Source organism: Pantoea sp. GM01, assembly GCF_000282675.1.
GTDB classification, from domain to species: Bacteria; Pseudomonadota; Gammaproteobacteria; order Enterobacterales; family Enterobacteriaceae; genus Pantoea; species Pantoea nemavictus.
On the sequence record NZ_AKIU01000081.1, the window covers coordinates 26,998 to 46,272 of the forward strand.

Annotated in this window: 16 protein-coding genes, 1 pseudogene and 1 other annotated feature; of the genes and pseudogenes, 7 read left to right on the forward strand and 10 right to left on the reverse strand. The window is 52.1% G+C overall.

Annotated elements, in window-relative coordinates; all coding sequences use genetic code 11:
* Positions 1–17: 17 nt before the first annotated feature.
* The 6 genes and pseudogenes from PMI17_RS20700 to PMI17_RS20730 all read right to left on the reverse strand — a co-directional run bounded on the left by PMI17_RS20700 (position 18) and on the right by PMI17_RS20730 (position 7,153).
* The gene (locus tag PMI17_RS20700) at positions 18–332 is read right to left on the reverse strand and encodes a BON domain-containing protein (RefSeq protein ID WP_007892406.1); all 315 of its coding nucleotides are present in this window, start codon (positions 330–332) and stop codon (positions 18–20) included.
* 253 nt (positions 333–585) lie between these two features.
* Positions 586–1,389 (reverse strand): tryptophan synthase subunit alpha, encoded by an 804-nt coding sequence (gene trpA / locus PMI17_RS20705; RefSeq protein WP_007892407.1) that lies wholly within the window; start codon positions 1,387–1,389, stop codon positions 586–588.
* Complete coding sequence (trpB, locus tag PMI17_RS20710; RefSeq protein ID WP_007892408.1) at positions 1,389–2,582, reverse strand: tryptophan synthase subunit beta; 1,194 nt, start codon at positions 2,580–2,582, stop codon at positions 1,389–1,391. Before trpB ends, trpA begins: the two co-directional genes overlap by 1 nt.
* A 46-nt stretch (positions 2,583–2,628) precedes the next feature.
* Positions 2,629–3,990, reverse strand: coding sequence for a bifunctional indole-3-glycerol-phosphate synthase TrpC/phosphoribosylanthranilate isomerase TrpF (trpCF, locus tag PMI17_RS20715; protein ID WP_193372790.1), 1,362 nt, complete (start codon positions 3,988–3,990; stop codon positions 2,629–2,631).
* Positions 3,991–3,997: 7 nt separating this feature from the next.
* A pseudogene (trpD, locus tag PMI17_RS25760) lies at positions 3,998–5,591 on the reverse strand (bifunctional anthranilate synthase glutamate amidotransferase component TrpG/anthranilate phosphoribosyltransferase TrpD).
* The gene (locus PMI17_RS20730; RefSeq protein WP_007892415.1) at positions 5,591–7,153 is read right to left on the reverse strand and encodes an anthranilate synthase component 1; all 1,563 of its coding nucleotides are present in this window, start codon (positions 7,151–7,153) and stop codon (positions 5,591–5,593) included. Before PMI17_RS20730 ends, trpD begins: the two are co-directional and overlap by 1 nt.
* 23 nt (positions 7,154–7,176) lie before the next feature.
* Positions 7,177–7,281 (reverse strand) — a sequence feature (Trp leader region).
* Between the two features lie 154 nt (positions 7,282–7,435).
* Here PMI17_RS20730 and PMI17_RS20735 point away from each other — a divergent pair.
* Together PMI17_RS20735 and PMI17_RS20740 are read left to right on the forward strand one after the other, a co-directional pair.
* Positions 7,436–8,320: a PHP domain-containing protein gene (locus PMI17_RS20735; RefSeq protein WP_007892416.1), complete on the forward strand. Its 885-nt coding sequence runs from the start codon at positions 7,436–7,438 to the stop codon at positions 8,318–8,320.
* 12 nt (positions 8,321–8,332) lie between these two features.
* Positions 8,333–8,953, forward strand: coding sequence for an L-threonylcarbamoyladenylate synthase (locus PMI17_RS20740; RefSeq protein WP_007892417.1), 621 nt, complete (start codon positions 8,333–8,335; stop codon positions 8,951–8,953).
* On the opposite strand, the gene PMI17_RS20745 is transcribed toward PMI17_RS20740, so the two are convergent.
* Positions 8,954–9,610: a serine protease gene (locus PMI17_RS20745; protein ID WP_180821903.1), complete on the reverse strand. Its 657-nt coding sequence runs from the start codon at positions 9,608–9,610 to the stop codon at positions 8,954–8,956. It lies immediately after the preceding gene.
* Positions 9,611–10,427: 817 nt separating this feature from the next.
* On the opposite strand from PMI17_RS20745, the gene rluB reads away from it, so the two are divergent.
* Positions 10,428–11,303, forward strand: coding sequence for a 23S rRNA pseudouridine(2605) synthase RluB (rluB, locus tag PMI17_RS20750; protein ID WP_007892419.1), 876 nt, complete (start codon positions 10,428–10,430; stop codon positions 11,301–11,303).
* Between the two features lie 37 nt (positions 11,304–11,340).
* On the opposite strand, the gene cobO is transcribed toward rluB, so the two are convergent.
* A complete protein-coding gene (gene cobO, locus PMI17_RS20755; RefSeq protein WP_007892420.1) occupies positions 11,341–11,928 on the reverse strand; it encodes a cob(I)yrinic acid a,c-diamide adenosyltransferase in 588 nt (195 codons plus the stop codon).
* Positions 11,925–12,689, reverse strand: coding sequence for a YciK family oxidoreductase (locus PMI17_RS20760; RefSeq protein ID WP_007892421.1), 765 nt, complete (start codon positions 12,687–12,689; stop codon positions 11,925–11,927). Before PMI17_RS20760 ends, cobO begins: the two co-directional genes overlap by 4 nt.
* Positions 12,690–12,862: 173 nt before the next feature.
* Between PMI17_RS20760 and sohB the strand changes: the two genes are divergently transcribed.
* Complete coding sequence (gene sohB, locus PMI17_RS20765; RefSeq protein WP_007892422.1) at positions 12,863–13,909, forward strand: protease SohB; 1,047 nt, start codon at positions 12,863–12,865, stop codon at positions 13,907–13,909.
* Between the two features lie 26 nt (positions 13,910–13,935).
* Here the strand turns inward: sohB and PMI17_RS20770 are convergent, their stop codons facing one another.
* Positions 13,936–14,184, reverse strand: a complete 249-nt coding sequence (locus PMI17_RS20770; protein WP_007892423.1) for a DUF2498 family protein — start codon at positions 14,182–14,184, stop codon at positions 13,936–13,938.
* A gap of 371 nt (positions 14,185–14,555) precedes the next feature.
* On the opposite strand from PMI17_RS20770, the gene topA reads away from it, so the two are divergent.
* The 3 genes from topA to PMI17_RS24990 all read left to right on the forward strand — a co-directional run bounded on the left by topA (position 14,556) and on the right by PMI17_RS24990 (position 18,972).
* Positions 14,556–17,153, forward strand: a complete 2,598-nt coding sequence (topA, locus tag PMI17_RS20775; protein ID WP_007892424.1) for a type I DNA topoisomerase — start codon at positions 14,556–14,558, stop codon at positions 17,151–17,153.
* Between the two features lie 192 nt (positions 17,154–17,345).
* Positions 17,346–18,320: an HTH-type transcriptional regulator CysB gene (gene cysB / locus PMI17_RS20780; RefSeq protein ID WP_007892425.1), complete on the forward strand. Its 975-nt coding sequence runs from the start codon at positions 17,346–17,348 to the stop codon at positions 18,318–18,320.
* A 493-nt stretch (positions 18,321–18,813) separates the two neighbouring features.
* On the forward strand, positions 18,814–18,972 hold the full coding sequence (locus tag PMI17_RS24990; protein ID WP_071531079.1) for a YmiA family putative membrane protein: 159 nt from the start codon (positions 18,814–18,816) through the stop codon (positions 18,970–18,972).
* The last annotated feature ends 303 nt before the right edge of the window (positions 18,973–19,275 follow it).

Genomic DNA, 19,275 nt, shown 5'->3' on the forward strand with positions numbered 1-19,275 from the left:
AAAGGTCGCCCGTTGTGTTATTTAATCTGCATATTGTTGACCACAGATTTCACGCCCGCCACGCTACGCGTAACAGAAACTGCGCGATTAGCCATCTGCGGTGAACTAACAAAACCACTCAGCTGCACTTTACCCTTAAAGGTTTCCACGTTGATCTCGGTGGATTTCAGCGCTTCGTCATTCAAAAGCTGAGCCTTAACTTTGGTGGTTACAACGGTATCGTCGATGTATCCGCCTGTGCCTTCTTTGGTTGCTGTTGGAGCACATGCGCTAAGTGTCAGCGCCATTACCGCAGCCATCATAATTCCTGCAACGACTTTAAAAAAATTCATTGGTTATCTCCCTGTCTTAGATGATGTTTCGCCGCATTGGGGCGGCGCAGTTAATTGTGGTCTGGCGTTGCGAAATCGGCAAATAGCCGTGAGTGAAAAAGATGAAAAATTTCTGATTTTTGCCACTTATTGATCCAATCATAGTGATTGCGGGGCAGCAAAGGCTGAGAGTGCCAGAGAAAATGAGCAGAGAAAGGTTTGTGGCGATAAAAAAGGCCTTATCCGCGTCGGCGAAAAAGGCCTTGAAGGATTTTTAGCGGGTGGCGGCTTTCAGGTTGCTAACAAAAGTTTTCAGTTCGCTAAGCAGCGTGGTCGGATCGTTCTGGTTACGCTCAATGATCTTCACAATCGCAGAACCCGAAATCGCACCGGCCGCGCCTGCAGCAATCGCCTCTTTTACCTGGCCGGGTTCAGAGATGCCAAAGCCCTGCAGCGGCGGCGCAGCATTGAACTCACGCAGCTTTTCAATCAGGTGATGCAGCGGCAGGCTGGCACGATTTTCCGAGCCGGTTACACCGGCCCGAGACAGCAGATAGGTATAACCGCGACCCTGTGCAGCGATCTCACGCAGCAGCTCATCGTCGGCATTTGGCGGACAGATAAAGATCGGTGCCACATTATGGCGCATCGCGGCCTGACGGAACGGCGCGGACTCTTCCAGCGGCACATCAGCAACCAGCACCGAATCGACACCCACCGCTTCACACTGTGCATAAAAGTTGTCAATACCTTTGCTGAACACCAGATTGGCATACATCAGCAGGCCAATTGGCAGATCGGGGTATTTCTGACGAACGGTCGCGAGGATTTCAAAACACTGCGCCACGGTGGTGCCCGAAGCAAAGGCACGCAGCGTTGCACCCTGAATGGTAGGGCCATCGGCCAGCGGATCTGAGAACGGGATGCCGAGCTCTAACGCATCAGCACCACCTGCCACTAAGGTATCAATGATTTTCAGCGACAGTTCAGGTGAAGGATCTCCGAGGGTGACGAAGGGGACAAACGCGCCTTCTTGCTGCGCCGACAGACGTTGAAACAGCTGGTTATAACGCTCCATCAGATCTCTCCCTTGGCTTTTAAAATATCGTGAACGGTGAAGATGTCTTTGTCGCCGCGACCGGAGAGGTTAACCACCAGCAGCTGCTCTTTTTCCGGATTCTCACGAATCATTTTCAGTGCGTGTGCCAGCGCGTGTGAGGATTCGAGCGCAGGGATAATCCCTTCCGCGCGACACAGCTCTTTAAAGGCGCTCAGCGCTTCGTCATCAGTAATTGAGACATATTCAGCGCGGCCGATGCTGTTCAGATGCGCGTGCTGTGGACCGACTGATGGGAAGTCCAGACCCGCAGAAATCGAGTAAGACTCTTCAATCTGGCCCTCTTCGGTCTGCATCATCGGTGCTTTCATCCCGAAGTAGATGCCTACGCGACCATGTTTCAGTGGCGCACCGTGTTCACCGGTTTCAATGCCGTGCCCAGCGGGCTCAACGCCGATCAGACCCACGCTCTCTTCTTCGATAAAATCAGCAAACATGCCGATTGCGTTCGAACCGCCGCCTACGCAGGCTAACACCGCATCTGGCAGACGACCTTCGCGCTCCAGAATCTGCGCTTTCGTCTCTTCGCCAATCATGCGCTGGAATTCACGCACAATGGTCGGGAACGGATGCGGGCCAGCCGCAGTGCCGAGCATATAGTGCGCGGTTTCATAGCTGCCAGACCAGTCGCGCAACGCTTCATTACAGGCATCTTTCAGCGTAGCGGAGCCGCTATGTACCGGAATCACTTCTGCGCCCATCAAACGCATACGGAATACGTTGGGTGACTGACGTTCGACATCTTTCGCGCCCATATAGATGCGGCATTTCATACCGAGCAGTGCGCAGGCTAACGCCGAGGCCACGCCGTGCTGACCTGCGCCGGTTTCGGCGATAATCTCATTTTTGCCCATACGCTTGGCCAACAGCGCCTGACCGAGCACCTGGTTGGTTTTGTGCGCGCCGCCGTGCAGCAGATCTTCACGCTTCAAATACAGGCGGGTTTTAGTGCCTTTGGTCAGGTTGCTGCACAGCGTTAACGCAGTTGGGCGTCCTGCGTAGTTCTTCAGCAGGTCAGTAAACTCGGCCTGAAATTCAGGATCGCGCTGTGCTTCAACAAAGGCGTTTTCCAGCTGGCGCAGGGCTGGCATCAGGATTTGCGGCACATATTGGCCGCCAAACTCGCCAAAATAGGGATTCAATAACGTGGTCATTTCTTCATCTTCCTTATTCGGCCCGCACGCTGGCGGGCAAGCGAAATTAATAGGCGCGCAGCGTGCGGAATACCGCCGCGACTTTGCTGGCATCTTTAATGCCTGGCGCAGACTCTACGCCGGAGTTGAAATCAAGGCCGGCACAGCCTTGCTGCGCGGCTTCGACACAGTTATCTGCGCTTAGGCCACCGGCCAGCAGCACGTTGCTCAAATCCTGGCCTTGCAGCAGGGACCAATCGAAACGCTGGCCGGTACCACCCTGGCCGTTATCTAACACGTAGCGATCAACATGTGGCCAGTCGCGTGCAGGTAAGTGATCTTTGATGCTCAACGCTTTCCAGATTTTTATTTCTGCTGGCAACGCCTGACGCAGTTCCGCGACGAACGCCTGGTCTTCATCGCCGTGCAGCTGAACCGCCGCCAGTGTTAATGTCGTGGCTTTGGTGACAACGTCACTTATGCTACTATTGCGGAAAACCCCCACATACTTCAGCGGAGCGGCAGCCTGCACCTCTTTTGCCTGTTGACTGCTGATTTTACGCGGCGAGCCTTCGGCGAAGATCAGCCCACCGTAAATGGCGCCGGCTTCGTGCGCAGCAAGCGCATCTTCGGCGCGGGTTAAACCGCAAACCTTATTATCACCCAGCAGCACGCGACGCACGCCAGCGGTCAGGTCAGCTTCTTCCATCAATGCGGATCCAATCAGGAAACCATTGGCAAAATGACTTAATTCGCGCACTTGCGCATAGTTATGAATGCCCGATTCACTGATCACGGTGACGCCATGGCCGAGGCGCGGCGCCAGCTGACGTGTGCGGTTCAGGTCGATAGACAGGTCACGCAGGTCGCGGTTGTTAATCCCAACCACTTTGGCTTCCAGCGCAATGGCGCGCTCCAGCTCTTCTTCATTACTCACTTCGGTTAGCACGCCCATTTTCAGGCTGTGTGCCACGGCGGCAAGTTGACGATACTGTTCATCGTCCAGTACCGATAACATCAGCAGAATGGCATCCGCCTGGTAATGGCGTGCTAAATAAATCTGATAAGGATCGATGATAAAGTCTTTGCACAGTACCGGTTGAGTGATAGCGGCGCTGACGATCGGCAGAAACGCAAAATCGCCCTGGAAATATTTTTCATCGGTTAACACCGAAACCGCAGAAGCGTAGTGACGATAAACCCCAGCGATGGTCGTGGGATCGAAGTCCGCGCGAATTAGCCCTTTAGAGGGTGAGGCTTTTTTGCATTCCAGGATGAATACGGTGCGCGAGCCACGCAGCGCATCGTAAAAATGGCGTGCCGCAGGTTGCAAATCGTTCTGGAAGGTTGCCAAAGGCTGCTGAGCCTGACGCGCTTCAACCCAAACGGCTTTGTCTTGTACGATCTTCTCTAAAACAGTGCCCTTAATACTCATCTCATCCTCTCGCTGCCAGAGCAACAACGCGCTCATAAGCCTGTCTGCTGCGAATGGCAGCGATGGCACGCTCTGCGTTGTCGCGCAAATCTTCATTTCCGAATACTTTCAGCAACATTGCGACGTTCACCGCAACGGCCTGCTCATGGGCGGGCTGGCCTTTACCCTGGAGTAAACGGGTCAGAATGTCACGGTTTTCTTCCGGGGTGCCGCCCGCCAGCGCTTCTTTATCGTGGAAACCAAAACCAAAGTCTTCGGGTGTCAGCTGATATCCGGTGATTTCACCATCGCGCAGCTCTGCCACTTGAGTAGGGCTGTGCAATGCAACTTCATCCATTCCTCCACCGTGTACCACCGCCGCGCGCTGGTAACCTAACACTTTCAGCGTTTGTGCAATCGGTAAAACCAATTCCGGGCTGTATACGCCAATCACTGCCAGCGGTGGACGCGCGGGATTAATCAGTGGACCCAGTACGTTAAACAGCGTGCGCGTCTTCAACTGTTGACGTACCGGCATGGCGTGACGAAAACCGCTGTGATACTGCGGTGCAAACAGGAAGCAGACGTTGAGATCGTCCAGCGCCTTGCGTGCTTGCTCTGCCGGCATATCCAGATTGATGCCAAACGCCGCCAGCAGATCGGAAGATCCCGATTTACTCGAGACGCTGCGGTTGCCGTGTTTCGCCACTTTTAAGCCGCAGGTCGCCGCGACAAAGGCGCTGGCGGTGGAAATATTAATGCTATTACTGCCGTCGCCGCCGGTACCTACGATATCGGCAAAGGTGTAATCCGGGCGCGGAAACGGCTTAGCATCTTCCAGCAGTGCGGAAGCGGCACCGGCAATTTCCTCGGGACGCTCGCCACGCACTTTCATGGCAATCAATGCGGCAGCGAGCTGTGTCGGCTCCAGCTGGCCTTTAATAATGGCGCTAAACAGCTGGTGGCTCTCTCCCTGGCTGAGGGTTTCTGATTGATAAAGTTTTTCCAGAATAGTTTGCATCATAATCTCCCTATTATTTCGCCAGCGCCCAGGCCAACGTCTGTTCTAATAAACGCGCGCCCTGAGTGGTGAGAATGGATTCGGGGTGGAACTGGAAGCCACATACCCGGTCGGCATCATGGCGTACGGCCATCACCATGCCGTTGTAGCTGGCGTTAACGGTTAACTCTGCGGGCGTATTACTGCCTACCAGCGAGTGATAGCGTGCCACTGGCAGCGGATTGCTGAGTCCGGCAAACATGCCTTCGCCGTCATGAGTAATAGAAGACGCTTTTCCGTGCAGGATTTCGCCAGCCTGGCCAACATGACCGCCATAAGCTTCAACGATTGCCTGATGACCGAGACAAATACCGATAATCGGCAGACGACCGCGCAGCGCTTGCAGCAGGTCGGGCATGCAACCGGCATCTTTCGGCGCGCCCGGACCTGGCGACAGCATCAGAATCGGATTTTCCATCTGCTGCAGGCGTTCGATCAGTACGTCAGCGGGCACATTGTTGCGATAAATCACCACGTTATGGCCGAAGGTACGCAGCTGATCAACGAGGTTATAAGTAAAGGAGTCGATGTTATCGAGCAGCAGGATATCGGCCATCAGAAAATCTCCTTGCAGTGATGGGCTGTTGCTATGGCACGTAATACCGCACGCGCTTTGTTGCGGCTCTCGTCCGCTTCGGCCTGGGGCTGAGAATCGAGTACCACACCGGCACCGGCTTGCACGGTAGCCACGCCGTCTTCGACCCAGGCGGAACGGATCACGATGCAGGTATCGAGGTCGCCGTTGGCCGTGAAGTAACCCACGGCGCCGCCGTAGCTGCCGCGACGTGTGCCTTCTTTCTCGGCGATTAGCTGCATTGCGCGCACTTTCGGCGCGCCGCTCAGCGTGCCCATGTTCATGCAGGCGCGATAGGCGTGCAGCACATCAAGGTCTTCACGCAGCGTGCCCACCACGCGTGACACCAAATGCATCACAAACGAGTAGCGGTCAACCTTCGTCAGATCAGCAACGTAGCGGCTACCGGGTACACAGATGCGTGCCAAATCGTTGCGCGCTAAATCGACCAGCATTAGGTGCTCCGCCATCTCTTTATGGTCAGTACGCATTTCAAGTTCGATACGGCTGTCGAGATCGCGGTCCAGCGATCCATCGGCATGGCGACCGCGAGGGCGCGTACCGGCAATCGGGTAGATCTCAATCTGACGCGAGGTAGCGTCATATTTCAGCGAGCTTTCCGGCGACGCGCCAAACAGGGCGAAATCCTGGTCCTGCATAAAGAACATGTAAGGACTCGGGTTGCTGTTTTTCAGCGTGTCATATGCGGCCAGTGGTGAAGGGCACGGCAGCGAGAAGCGACGTGAAGGTACCACCTGGAAGATTTCACCGATGCGAATCGCTTCCTGCATCTCACGCACTACGCTGCAATACTCTTCGTCGCTCTGGCTGGTGCTCAGCGCCATCTGCTCGACGCGCTGAACGGGCAGTGCGGGCGCCGCCTGGGTCATTTGACCGCGCAGTTGTTCAATGCGGCCTTGCAGACGCTGGAACTCGCTGGTAGATGGAGTGAACAAACTGGCCTGCAGGCGCGCGCTGCGCTGCTGGTGGTCGATCACCAATAAGGTTTCAGCCAGATAGAAGCAGTAATCCGGGCAGCGCTGTTCGTTGCGCAGTTCTGGCAGATCTTCAAATCCCGCCACTAAGTCATAGGCAAAAAGGCCACCCAGCAACATCGCTTCGCGCTCTTCTTCTGGGCTGTTAACCAGTTGCGGAATCAGGCGCAGGGCATCAAATACTGAGAGTGCTTTCAGGCGTGAATCTTCATCTTGTAGACCCTGTGGCTGAGTGAAATGCAGCTCGCGGCCATCAGGACGTACTTCAATACGTACGTCAGATGGCAGCGCTTCATCCAGCAGCGGCAAGATAGCGCGACCATTTTCGGATAACGCTTTGAGGGTAACGACATTGCCCAGCGCACTGACGCGCAGCGCGCTATCGACGATGAGCAGACTTTTCAGGTTTTGTTTGCTGTCGATATCCGCAGATTCAAGCAGCAGAGTTGCTGGACGTGCGCCGCATAACTGATGAAACACTGCGGCCGGATCTTCGCGGTAGGGCGCGGTACCGGTTATCAACTTCAATGTAGGTTTCGCAATAGCCATAATGGATTCTCTGAATTTCGCTCAAAAAAAAGCCCGCTCGGTGGCGGGCTCAGGTATCTGCACAGCGGTTACGCAAGTTGTGCACGACGACGTCGCCCGTTAAAGGGATCATCGCGCCACCAACCCGTTAAATGCGTACCCAAAATAGCCATGATTAAATACCCGTTACGTGTGAACTTGTGTACTAGTTAACTGGTTCGGGCGAAAAAAGTCAATACCCTTTTTCAGCCCAAGGCAAAATCGTTATCATGCCTGCCAGTTTATGCCGTTGCTGGAGTTCTCTTGTCAGACATTGCTCGTTTTCCCCTTTACGATTTACATAGCCACACGTTGGCTTCAGACGGCCTATTGACGCCTACCGCGCTGGTGCAACGTGCGGTTGAAATGAAAGTCGGTGTGCTGGCTATTACCGATCACGACACGGTGGCGGGGGTAGCAGAGGCGCAGGCAGCGGCAGTGACCCAGGATCTGCCAATCCGCGTGCTGGCCGGTTTAGAAGCCTCCACCTTATGGGAAAATCACGAAATCCATATTGTGGGGCTGAATGTGGATTGCCAGCACCCCGCGCTGACAGCATTTCTTGTGCATCAGCATCAGTGTCGCCTCGACCGTGCACAGCAGATTGCCGAACGCCTAGAGCGCGCACGAATTCCCGATGCGCTGGCTGGCGCGCAGCGTTTGGCGCAGGGTGGCCTGATTACTCGCGGCCATTTTGCCCGTTATCTGGTAGAAATCGGCAAAGCCGACAATATGGCGCAGGTCTTCAAGAATTATCTGGCGCGCGGGAAAACCGGCTACGTGCCTCCGCAATGGTGTACAATTAAACAAGCCATTGATGCCATTCATCATTCTGGCGGCTATGCCGTTTTAGCGCACCCAGGTCGTTATGGCTTGTCGGCGAAATGGTTAAAGCGGCTGATTGCGCATTTTGCTGAAGTGGGCGGTGACGCGATGGAAGTCGCGCAGTGCCAGCAAGCGCCGAACGAGCGCACGCAGTTGGCCACCTATGCGCGCGATAATCAGTTAGCAGGGTCACAAGGATCAGATTTTCACCAACCTTGTCCGTGGATAGAGCTAGGACGTAAATTATGGCTACCGGGTGGCGTAGAGCCGGTTTGGGAACGGTTCCCGGAGTTGGCGCCCAGCGTTGCTGTTACAGACAGGTGATATGAGGTTTTTATGAGTCAATACTTTCACATTCATCCCGACAATCCGCAGCCGCGCCTGGTTAATCAGGCGGTCGATTATCTGAATAAAGGCAGCGTGATTGTGTACCCAACCGATTCTGGCTACGCGCTGGGCTGTCGGCTGGAAGAGAAAAATGCCATGGAGCGCATTTGTCGTATTCGCCAACTGGATGGTAATCACAACTTTACGTTGATGTGTCGCGATCTGTCAGAACTGTCGACCTATGCGCAGGTGGATAACTCTGCGTTTCGTATCCTGAAAAACAATACGCCAGGCAACTACACCTTCATTTTGAAGGCGACAAAAGAGGTGCCGCGTCGATTGATGAATGACAAACGTAAAACCATCGGGCTGCGCGTGCCATCAAATCCCGTGGCGCTAGCGCTGCTGGAGCGTTTGAATGAGCCGATGATGTCGACTTCACTGATGTTACCGGGCAACGACTTTACGGAGTCCGATCCCGAAGAGATTCAATACAGCATTGGCAAGCTGGTGGATCTGATCATCGATGGTGGCACGCTGGGACAGCAGCCGACTACGGTGATCGATCTCACCAGCGATGCGCCGGTGGTGGTGCGTGAAGGCGTCGGTGACACGCGCCCGTTCCAGTAATCATGCATGGTCAGGCGTGGCGTTCAGCGTCTGACCGATATTTGATTGCAGCCAAGTTTTGAAATCTCCGTACGGAATATACAGAGAGACATCTTTTAAGATGACTTTCTTACTGCGCACATTTGAAATTTCGTGACTGTAACCGACAATAACACCACCAATAGTTTGGTCAGCATTATATACCGCACCACCTGACATACCTTGCACTACGCCCGCATTGGATGCCATTGCCATGCAGGGTTTTTTATTCCACTTATTGGTGATAGCCGTGCGCGCCAAATTAACGCCGCTCGATTCCACCGGCATGGCGGAAATAAAGCTATAACCGTACATCTTAATCGGTTCGCCCACAGCGCCGCTGCGGAATTTAGCCAGCGTTTCCGGACTGTTTTTATGATAGATAATCGCGACGTCGCAATAAGGGTGATAAGCCTTCACGCGTTGAACGGCGGTTTTCGCTACGTGAGCCGCTGTCAGACTATATTCTGGCGTCAGAGGAATGGTTGTGCCGAGGATGCCCAAACCCAATACAGTTGGGATGCCTGTCACGCTCATATCAACGTGTTGCATCGCAGTACGGCTGTACTCAGTATGGCCCACAGAACAACCGCTCAGTGCCAGCGCCGCAAGCGCAGGCCAAAGCAGAGAGGTTTTCATGGCAGTGATCTTCATTATAGCATGTCACTAAAATCCCTGGTGAAGACTTTCGACATGCGAATTAAATTCATTCCGTAAATGAATAAACGCGTTAATTCCCGCACGCGCCGGTTTATATTATCAGTGAAATTACACAGTGTTCGTTAATGACTTGTTAGCAAAACGAAGGTGATTCGTAAGCGTAAGATTTTATATAAATGCGACACACTGGATTTCAGGCTTAAATTTTACACAGTTTTTTTATCAGAACAATTCATCAAATTTAATCTTAATCAATAAATACAAAAATACAGACTTAATCCAACCTTTAGAGCCAATACGCTATAAATTTAGATTTGATATTAGATTGAAACCCATTTAAGTCTGTTATTTGGAGTTTTGTGCTGTTTTGTTGTTTTTATCTGGATTTAACGTTTGTACTATTCCAGAAGCGTGGCGAGCTCTGCTATCCACTTAGTCTTGCATGACGCTAATGTATCATGCAGCTAATATTGATGCATTTATAGGGCACAGGAGGTTAGAAGCAAATGAAAATAATTCAGACACTTGGCGGCGATGCGCGGAATAGCAATGGGGGAGATCTATCAATCTGCTGAATGTTTCATCCACTGGCACGGCAAGGGGCGTTTTTGTCAGGCCAACTATTATCGGCAGCAAAGGAAAAGGTGTTAACAAAACTTGCGTTAGTGTAAAATCGCGGGCCGCCTGAGATTGCATAAGCGATGCACAGCGGTAACAGATTCTGATATGGGAATTGGTAATCCCTGTATCGCACCTCTTCTTACCACGACGCCTGGGAAGGCGACAACGAGGCTCCATGAGCGAAAAATTACAGAAAGTTTTAGCGCGCGCCGGTCACGGTTCGCGTCGCGAAATCGAAACCATGATTTCAGCCGGACGCGTTAGCGTTGACGGCAAACTGGCGACGCTTGGCGATCGCATCGAAAGTGATAAATCACTGAAAATCCGTATTGATGGTCATCTGGTTTCCATCGCTGAATCGGCGACCGAAGTGTGCCGCGTGTTGGCGTATTACAAACCGGAGGGTGAACTCTGCACACGCAACGATCCAGAAGGGCGTCCAACCGTCTTTGATCGTCTGCCGCGTCTGCGTGGTTCACGCTGGATTGCCGTTGGTCGTCTGGATGTGAATACCTGCGGCCTGATGCTGTTCACCACCGATGGTGAACTAGCTAATCGCCTGATGCACCCAAGCCGCGAAGTTGAGCGTGAATATGCGGTGCGTGTGTTTGGTGAAGTGGATGACGACAAAATCCGTCAGCTGAGTAAAGGCGTGCAGCTGGAAGATGGTCCAGCTTCCTTTAAAACGATCAAGTTTGCTGGCGGTGAAGGTATTAACCAGTGGTATAACGTGACGTTGACGGAAGGACGCAACCGCGAAGTGCGTCGTCTGTGGGAAGCGGTTGGCGTGCAGGTGAGCCGCCTGATGCGTGTGCGCTACGGTGACATCCAATTGCCGAAAGGCCTGCCACGCGGCGGCTGGATAGAGATGGAGTTACCGGCGGTAAACTATCTGCGTACTTTAGTCAGTATGCCGGAAGAGACCGTGACCAAAGTGGCGGTTGAGAAAGATCGTCGTCGCACCAAGGCTAACCAGATTCGTCGTGCGGTAAAACGTCACGGTGTGGTGAGTAACAATCCGCGTCGCAATACTACTAAACGCGGTTCCTGATGCGATGACTGACGCCGCGTTCTGCGGCGTCAGTCTATTACCAATCAATTCCTTGCTGTGCCTGAATTCCCGCATCAAACGCATGTTTCACCGGACGCATTTCCGTCACGGTATCTGCCAGATCCAGCAATCTACGATGGCAACCACGGCCAGTTACGATCACGCTCTGCTGCGCGGGACGTTGTGCTAGCGCCTGCACCAATTCATCTAAATCCAGATAATCCATGCTCACCATGTAGGTGATTTCATCGAGGATTACCAGATCGATGCTTTCATCCGCTAACATGCGTCGCGCCTGCTGCCACACCAGCTGGCAAGCGGCAGTGTCGGTCTCGCGGTTTTGCGTATCCCAGGTAAACCCGGTGGACATCACCTGAAACTCGACGCCGTGCTGCTCCAGTAAGTTGCGTTCTCCATTTGGCCATTCGCCTTTAATAAACTGTACCGCCGCCACTTTTTTACCGTGCCCGCAGGCGCGCAGTGCGGTGCCAAAGGCGGCGGTCGTTTTACCTTTACCGTTGCCGGTGAACACCATCAATATGCCGCGCGTCTCGGTGGCGGCGGCGATACGGGCATCAACCTGTTCTTTGAGGCGTTGCTGGCGCTGCTGATGGCGATCGCTCATGCGGTTGCCGGCCCCGCTTTGCGTCCCGGCTGCGCATCAAAGCTGGTGCCCGTTTTACGACGACTGTCGTCGCCCATTAAATAGAGATACAACGGCATTAAATCAGCCGGTGTTTTAAGCAAGTTCGCATCCTCTTCCGGGAAGGCACTGGCCCGCATTTTGGTGCGTGTGCCGCCAGGATTAATGCAGTTGACTCGCAGATGACGATTTTTATATTCATCGGCCAACACCTGCATCATGCCTTCAGTCGCAAATTTTGAAACCGCATAAGCGCCCCAGCCGGCACGTCCAGTGCGACCCACGCTTGACGTGGTAAAGACCAGCGAACCCGCATCCGATTTCAACAGCAGCGGCAGCAGCGCCTGGGTTAAATAGAAGGTGGCATCAAGGTTAATCTGCATCACATCACGCCAGATTTGAGGATCAAGCTCCTCCAGCGGCACAATCTCACCGAGAATGCCGGCATTGTGCAGCACGCCATCCAGGCGCGGTACCAACGCAGCGACCTGTTCGGCCAACTGCTGACAGCTTGCTGGCGTGGCGTCGGCAAGATCCAATAACAGTGAGGCAGCAGGCTGCTTGTTCAATTGATTAATGGCCTGTTCGGTTTGCTGCAGCGTCTGCGGATTGCGTCCCAACAGAATGACGCGCGCGCCATAACGCGCATAAGTCAGCGCCGCTTCACGGCCAATGCCGTCGGAAGCGCCAGTGACGAGGATAATGCGATTTTCCAGCAGATCGCTTTTCGGTTGATAATGCACAGCGATGTCCTTTGCTCGGGTCAGAAGGTTTTTGGCTTTATGCCTTAAATTGCCGCCCGGTGCAATCGCTCAAGCTCGCATTCTGTGCCGCCTGCGGGCATTTCACGCGACGACAACGTTTAAAGCGGGTAAACTTAAATCTGTTGTAATTTACTGTTTAATAAGGCGGCAGAATGGATTTTTTCTCCAGTTACGGATTATTTCTGGCTAAAGCCGTCACCGTGGTGGTGGCGATCGCAGCTATTGTTCTGATTGTGCTCAACGCCGCGCTGCGCAAACGTCACAGCGGCGGCCAACTGCGCCTGACGCATCTCGACGATGACTATCGTGAGATGAAGGAAGATTTGCAGCTCGCCAAAATGAAACCGCAGGCGCAAAAAGTATGGCTCAAGCAGCATAAAAAAGAAGAGAAGCAGAAGGCTAAGAACGATAAGCGCAACGCCAAAGCGGGCGTGAGCGAGACGCCGAAGCCAACGCTCTATGTGCTCGAGTTCAAAGGCAGCATGGATGCAAGTGAAGTCACCTCGTTGCGTGAAGAGATCTCTGCGGTGTTGGCCGTCGCCACGCCGGGTGATGAAGTGCTGCTCCGCCTGGAAAGTCCTGGCGGCGTGGTGCACGGCTACGGTCTGGCGGCTTCACAGTTGCAACGTCTGCGCGATGCCGGACTGCAGCTGACCGCGGTGGTGGATAAAGTTGCTGCCAGCGGCGGTTACATGATGGCCTGCGTAGCGGATCGCATTGTTGCCGCGCCGTTTTCCATTATTGGTTCGATTGGCGTCGTTGCGCAGATCCCCAACTTCAACCGATTGTTGAAGCGTAATAATATTGATGTCGAGCTGCATACTGCTGGGCAATACAAACGTACCTTGACACTGTTTGGCGAAAACACCGAAGAAGGGCGCGAAAAGTTTCAGGAAGACCTTAATGAAACCCATCAACTATTTAAAGACTTCGTGCACCAGATGCGCCCCTCGCTTGATTTGAATAAAGTGGCGACAGGTGAGCATTGGTATGGTGCTCAGGCGCTGGATTTAGGCCTTGTTGATGAAATTGGTACCAGCGACGCATTGATTATTCAGCATATGGAGCGCTTTACCGTATTGGGTGTGCACTATGCCCGCAAACGTAAAATGATGGATCGCTTCACCCACAGCGCCAGTCTGGCTGCTGAGCGGTTGATTCTGAAAATGTGGCAGCGCGGCGAGAAGCCGCTGTTGTAAACGAGCCCGGCGAATGCCGGGTTTTTTTATGCCAGGTGATATTGAGCGGAGAGTTCCACGGCAAGGTATTTGAAGACATTAAACACCGTGGTGGTTTTGGCTGTAGGCAAGCCTTCATCATCAAGAAAGTAGGGACCACGAAACACCAAAACATCACCTTGCTGAATCACATCATTGGCTTCTAATCCGACAAAATAATTATCGTGCTGCGTGATTAACTGATTAGCTATTTCCAGTAACGCCTGGCGTGAAATAGATTCCGTTGGCACTGACATTGTTTACCTCATTTTTTGACAGCCAATTTTCTCCTTCTATATTACTTGCGAGTCATCGCGTTCAGCAAATCAGCATTGCGTCATAAAACTGGCGTAAAATTAGGCAGAATGCTAATTAAGTTGCGTAACGGATTTTATCAGGTAGAGTGTGGGCGATTCAGCTTTCAGGGAGATCACACCCGGATGTGTGGTTCTGTCAGATGGAAAACTCGCTCCTAATCATAAAGTTGCAGAAGTCGACGCAATCTGACCTGAGATTATCCCTGCTGCCTTGAAATGACAAATGCTGGCAGCAATATTGAACCCATTGGGTTTTGGGGCCTCCAATTCTCTCCCGTTTATCAGGACGTTTCATTTAGGTAAAGGTACATATGGGTAAAGCACTCGTCATCGTTGAGTCCCCGGCAAAGGCCAAAACAATCAATAAATACCTCGGTAATGACTACGTGGTGAAATCCAGCGTCGGTCATATCCGTGATTTGCCGACCAGCGGTTCGACTGCCCGTAAAAGTGCCGACGGGGAAAAGACGAAAACTGGCAAAAAGGTAAAGAAAGATGAGAAAGCCGCATTGGTCAACCGCATGGGTGTCGATCCCTGGCATGGTTGGGAAGCGGATTATCAAATTCTGCCTGGCAAAGAAAAAGTCGTCGCTGAGCTGAAAAACCTGGCTGCCGATGCCGACCACATCTATCTCGCAACGGACCTTGACCGCGAAGGGGAAGCCATTGCCTGGCACCTGCGGGAAGTGATCGGTGGCGACGATAAGCGCTTTAGCCGTGTGGTGTTTAACGAAATCACCAAGAATGCGATTCGTCAGGCGTTTGAGAAGCCGGGCGAACTTAATATTGAACGTGTTAATGCGCAGCAAGCGCGCCGTTTCATGGACCGCGTTGTGGGTTACATGGTCTCGCCGCTGCTGTGGAAGAAAATTGCCCGTGGTCTGTCGGCCGGTCGCGTACAGTCGGTTGCTGTGCGGTTGGTGGTAGAGCGCGAGCACGAAATCAAAGCCTTCGTGCCGGAAGAGTATTGGGAAATCGATGCTGATTTCGCCACGCCGAAAGGCGCCGATCTTGCCATGCAGGTTACACATCAGAATGACAAAGCGTTCCGCCCGGTTAATCGTGAGCAAACTCACGCCGCGGTCGCCATTCTGCAAAAAGCGCGTTATGAAGTGCTGGATCGTGAAGACAAACCGACCAGCAGCAAACCTTCTGCCCCGTTCATTACGTCTACCTTGCAACAGGCAGCGAGCACGCGTCTCGGCTTTGGTGTGAAGAAGACCATGATGATGGCGCAGCGTCTGTATGAAGCCGGTCACATTACTTATATGCGTACCGACTCCACCAACCTGAGCCAGGATGCGGTGGCGATGGCGCGTGGCTATGTTGAAAGCAGCTTTGGTAAGAAATATCTGCCAGATGCGCCGAACACCTATGCCAGCAAAGAGAACTCGCAGGAAGCGCACGAAGCGATTCGTCCTTCAGATGTGAATGTCGTGGCAGAACAGCTGAAAGATATGGAAGCTGACGCGCAAAAACTGTATCAGCTGATTTGGCGTCAATTTGTTGCCTGCCAGATGGTACCGGCGCAATATGACTCAACCACGCTGACGGTGGGCGCGGCTGAATTCAAATTGAAAGCGAAAGGGCGCACGCTGCGGTTTGATGGCTGGACGCGTGTAATGCCAGCGCTACGTAAAAATGATGAAGATCTGACGCTGCCGCCGGTTGATGTTGGCGACATGCTGGATTTGAAAGAGCTGATGCCCAGCCAGCACTTTACCAAGCCGCCGGCGCGCTTCAGTGAAGCCTCGCTCGTACGTGAGTTGGAAAAGCGCGGTATTGGTCGTCCATCGACCTATGCATCGATCATTTCCACCATCCAGGATCGTGGTTACGTGCGTGTCGAAAACCGCCGTTTCTACGCTGAGAAAATGGGGGAAATCGTTACCGATCGTCTGGAAGCGAATTTCCGCGAGCTGATGAACTATGACTTCACTGCGCGCATGGAAAACAGCCTCGACCAGGTGGCTAATAATGAAGCCGAGTGGAAAGCCGTGCTCGACTCCTTCTTCAGTGATTTCAGCCAGCAGTTAGATCACGCTGAAAAGGATCCAGAAGAGGGCGGCATGCAGCCGAACCAAATGGTTATCACGTCAATCGATTGTCCGACGTGTAGCCGACCAATGGGGATTCGTACAGCCAGTACCGGCGTGTTCCTTGGCTGCTCAGGATATGCTTTGCCGCCGAAAGAGCGCTGCAAACAGACCATCAACCTGATTCCGGAAAACGAAGTGCTTAACGTGCTGGAAGGCGATGATGCTGAAACCAACGCGTTGCGCGCCCGTCGCCGCTGCCAGAAGTGTGGTACGGCAATGGACAGCTATCTGATCGATAACCAGCGTAAGTTGCACGTCTGCGGTAATAACCCAGAGTGCGATGGCTACGAAATCGAGCAGGGCGAGTTCCGTATCAAGGGTTATGACGGTCCAATTGTTGAGTGCGAAAAATGTGGTTCTGAAATGCACCTGAAAATGGGCCGTTTCGGTAAATACATGGCTTGTACCAACGACGAATGTAAAAACACCCGTAAAATTCTGCGCAATGGTGATGTCGCGCCGCCGAAAGAAGATCCGGTGCCGCTGCCAGAACTGGCATGTGAAAAATCGGATGCATACTTCGTGTTGCGTGACGGCGCTGCGGGTGTGTTCCTGGCGGCTAATACCTTCCCTAAATCGCGTGAAACCCGCGCGCCGCTGGTAGAAGAGCTGCAGCGCTTTGCCGATCGTTTGCCTGAAAAACTGAAATATCTGTCGGAAGCGCCTGCTGCCGATCCAGAAGGGAACAAAACGCTGGTGCGTTTCAGTCGTAAGACTAAGCAGCAGTACGTTTCATCAGAAAAAGACGGCAAAGCCACGGGTTGGTCAATGTTCTACATTGATGGCAAGTGGCAGGAAGCGAAGAAGTAAATCTCCCTAAGGCCAGCATCAGCTGGCCTTTTTCCCATCCTTATAGCTAAACGTTCTACATTCTTCCTTTAACTGATATAGTGGTTATAGATTCTTTTCGTCTCGCTGATTCGCTTTCCCTCCTTTAATACCATTAAGGTGTCAATACGCCTGCTGGGAATGCACCTCTGTCGCTACCAGGAAGATATAACTATGAAATTGCAGCAGTTGCGTTACATCGTCGAAGTGGTTAATCACAACCTTAATGTCTCGTCGACCGCCGAAGGCTTATATACCTCGCAGCCTGGCATCAGTAAGCAGGTACGTATGCTGGAAGATGAGTTGGGCGTGCAGATCTTTGCCCGCAGTGGTAAACATCTGACACAGGTAACGCCTGCAGGTGAAGAGATAATCCGTATTGCACGTGAAGTGTTATCAAAAGTGGATGCGATTAAATCTGTTGCGGGTGAGCATACCTGGCCGGATAAAGGGTCGCTTTATGTGGCTACCACGCACACCCAAGCGCGTTATGCTTTACCTGGCGTGATTAAAGGCTTTATCGAACGCTATCCGCGCGTTTCACTGCATATGCACCAGGGATCGCCCACGCAGATTGCTGAAGCGGTATCCAAGGGCAATGCTGATTTCGCCATCGCCACGGAAGCTCTGCACCTCTATGACGATCTGATCATGCTGCCGTGCTATCACTGGAACCGTGCAATTGTAGTAACGCCAGACCATCCTCTGGCAGGTAAATCGAATGTGACGATTGAAGAGCTCGCTGATTTCCCCTTAGTGACTTACACCTTTGGCTTTACCGGGCGCTCAGAGCTTGATACCGCGTTCAACCGCGCGGGATTAACACCGCGCATTGTATTTACAGCGACCGATGCGGACGTGATTAAGACGTACGTGCGTTTAGGCTTAGGTGTGGGGGTGATTGCCAGCATGGCTGTAGATCCGATTGCCGACCCCGATTTGGTTCGTATTGAAGCATCAGAGATCTTTACGAATAGCACCACCAAAATTGGCTTTAGACGCAGCACCTTCCTGCGCAGCTATATGTATGATTTCATACAACGTTTTGCACCACATCTGACGCGTGATGTCGTGGATGCAGCGGTTGCATTGCGCTCCAATGAAGACATTGAAGCCATGTTCCGCGACATCAAGTTACCCTTCAAGTAAATTCCTAACTCATTCTTTTGCCAAGGTGTCCAGTGGGCACCTTAGGAATCCCATAGCGCTTAGCGCCAGTAGTACTTCAAAAAAAATCATTATTTTTATGTAAATGAAACATGGGTCACATGTTTTTCTATTGTTAGTTCTTAAATGCGAATCAGTACACAATTTTTACGATGCTACTTTGCAGCTCGCCAGGAATATTCCCATACTCTAGTTAAGAGTTGATGGAGAAGGGCTTTTTTACTGGGTTACTAAATTAAACTCAAATTTAGATTGGATCTAATTTGTCGATAACCCAAATTTACAATGTAACTATTTAATTAATAGTTATCGTGGCAATTAAATTTATCTCATCAATTTTTTGTGTTTTGATAAATAGCGTTAATCGTTGTGCTCAATAAAAATAACTGGATTTTCGGTCTTAACAAGTTTAGGATTCGTCCTAAATCTTAATCGTTGTCATCAATCGTTTTATTGAGAGTGATTATCAAAAACTATGAACACGAGAATAACTGTACAGCCGGCCTTCCGGACTAAAAGCACCAAAGTTGAGCGTTCTGGTAATACTCGTCGCAAAGCTTGGTTGACTGTCTTCGCTGCTTCAGCACTGTTCTGGGTAGTGGTGGCGTTAATGATTTGGCGTATGTGGGGTTAAGCCATGTGGGCAAATACACTCAGTCGTAAACATCCAGTATCTGCGCGTCAGCCGCAAACGCCTGCGTGCAAAGTGAAAGACGTTGTTTCCACTGAACAGCAAGTAACGATTCCTACTTCGTGGGAACTCAGTGAAAATCAGCGCAATTTTATTGAATCCTTCATGGATATGAAGTCGAAATAACGCAGTCTGCGTTGCGTACCATATACATATATTTAGTCCCTCTTTTTGCCGGATTATCCGGTGGGCAAGTTAAAAGCCCGTCCTTTAACACTCAGCATTAAAAAAACGGTGTCATCAGTA

Excerpts from the sequence above, each read along its gene's own strand:
- PMI17_RS20700 (WP_007892406.1), bottom strand. The coding sequence starts at position 332 with ATGAATTTTTTTAAAGTCGTTGCAGGAATTATGATGGCTGCGGTAATG.
- trpA (WP_007892407.1), bottom strand. The coding sequence starts at position 1,389 with ATGGAGCGTTATAACCAGCTGTTTCAACGTCTGTCGGCGCAGCAAGAA.
- trpB (WP_007892408.1), bottom strand. The coding sequence starts at position 2,582 with ATGACCACGTTATTGAATCCCTATTTTGGCGAGTTTGGCGGCCAATAT.
- PMI17_RS20730 (WP_007892415.1), bottom strand. The coding sequence starts at position 7,153 with ATGGCTATTGCGAAACCTACATTGAAGTTGATAACCGGTACCGCGCCC.
- PMI17_RS20740 (WP_007892417.1), top strand. The coding sequence starts at position 8,333 with ATGAGTCAATACTTTCACATTCATCCCGACAATCCGCAGCCGCGCCTG.
- PMI17_RS20745 (WP_180821903.1), bottom strand. The coding sequence starts at position 9,610 with ATGAAAACCTCTCTGCTTTGGCCTGCGCTTGCGGCGCTGGCACTGAGC.
- rluB (WP_007892419.1), top strand. The coding sequence starts at position 10,428 with ATGAGCGAAAAATTACAGAAAGTTTTAGCGCGCGCCGGTCACGGTTCG.
- cobO (WP_007892420.1), bottom strand. The coding sequence starts at position 11,928 with ATGAGCGATCGCCATCAGCAGCGCCAGCAACGCCTCAAAGAACAGGTT.
- sohB (WP_007892422.1), top strand. The coding sequence starts at position 12,863 with ATGGATTTTTTCTCCAGTTACGGATTATTTCTGGCTAAAGCCGTCACC.
- PMI17_RS20770 (WP_007892423.1), bottom strand. The coding sequence starts at position 14,184 with ATGTCAGTGCCAACGGAATCTATTTCACGCCAGGCGTTACTGGAAATA.
- topA (WP_007892424.1), top strand. The coding sequence starts at position 14,556 with ATGGGTAAAGCACTCGTCATCGTTGAGTCCCCGGCAAAGGCCAAAACA.
- cysB (WP_007892425.1), top strand. The coding sequence starts at position 17,346 with ATGAAATTGCAGCAGTTGCGTTACATCGTCGAAGTGGTTAATCACAAC.
- PMI17_RS24990 (WP_071531079.1), top strand. The coding sequence starts at position 18,814 with ATGAACACGAGAATAACTGTACAGCCGGCCTTCCGGACTAAAAGCACC.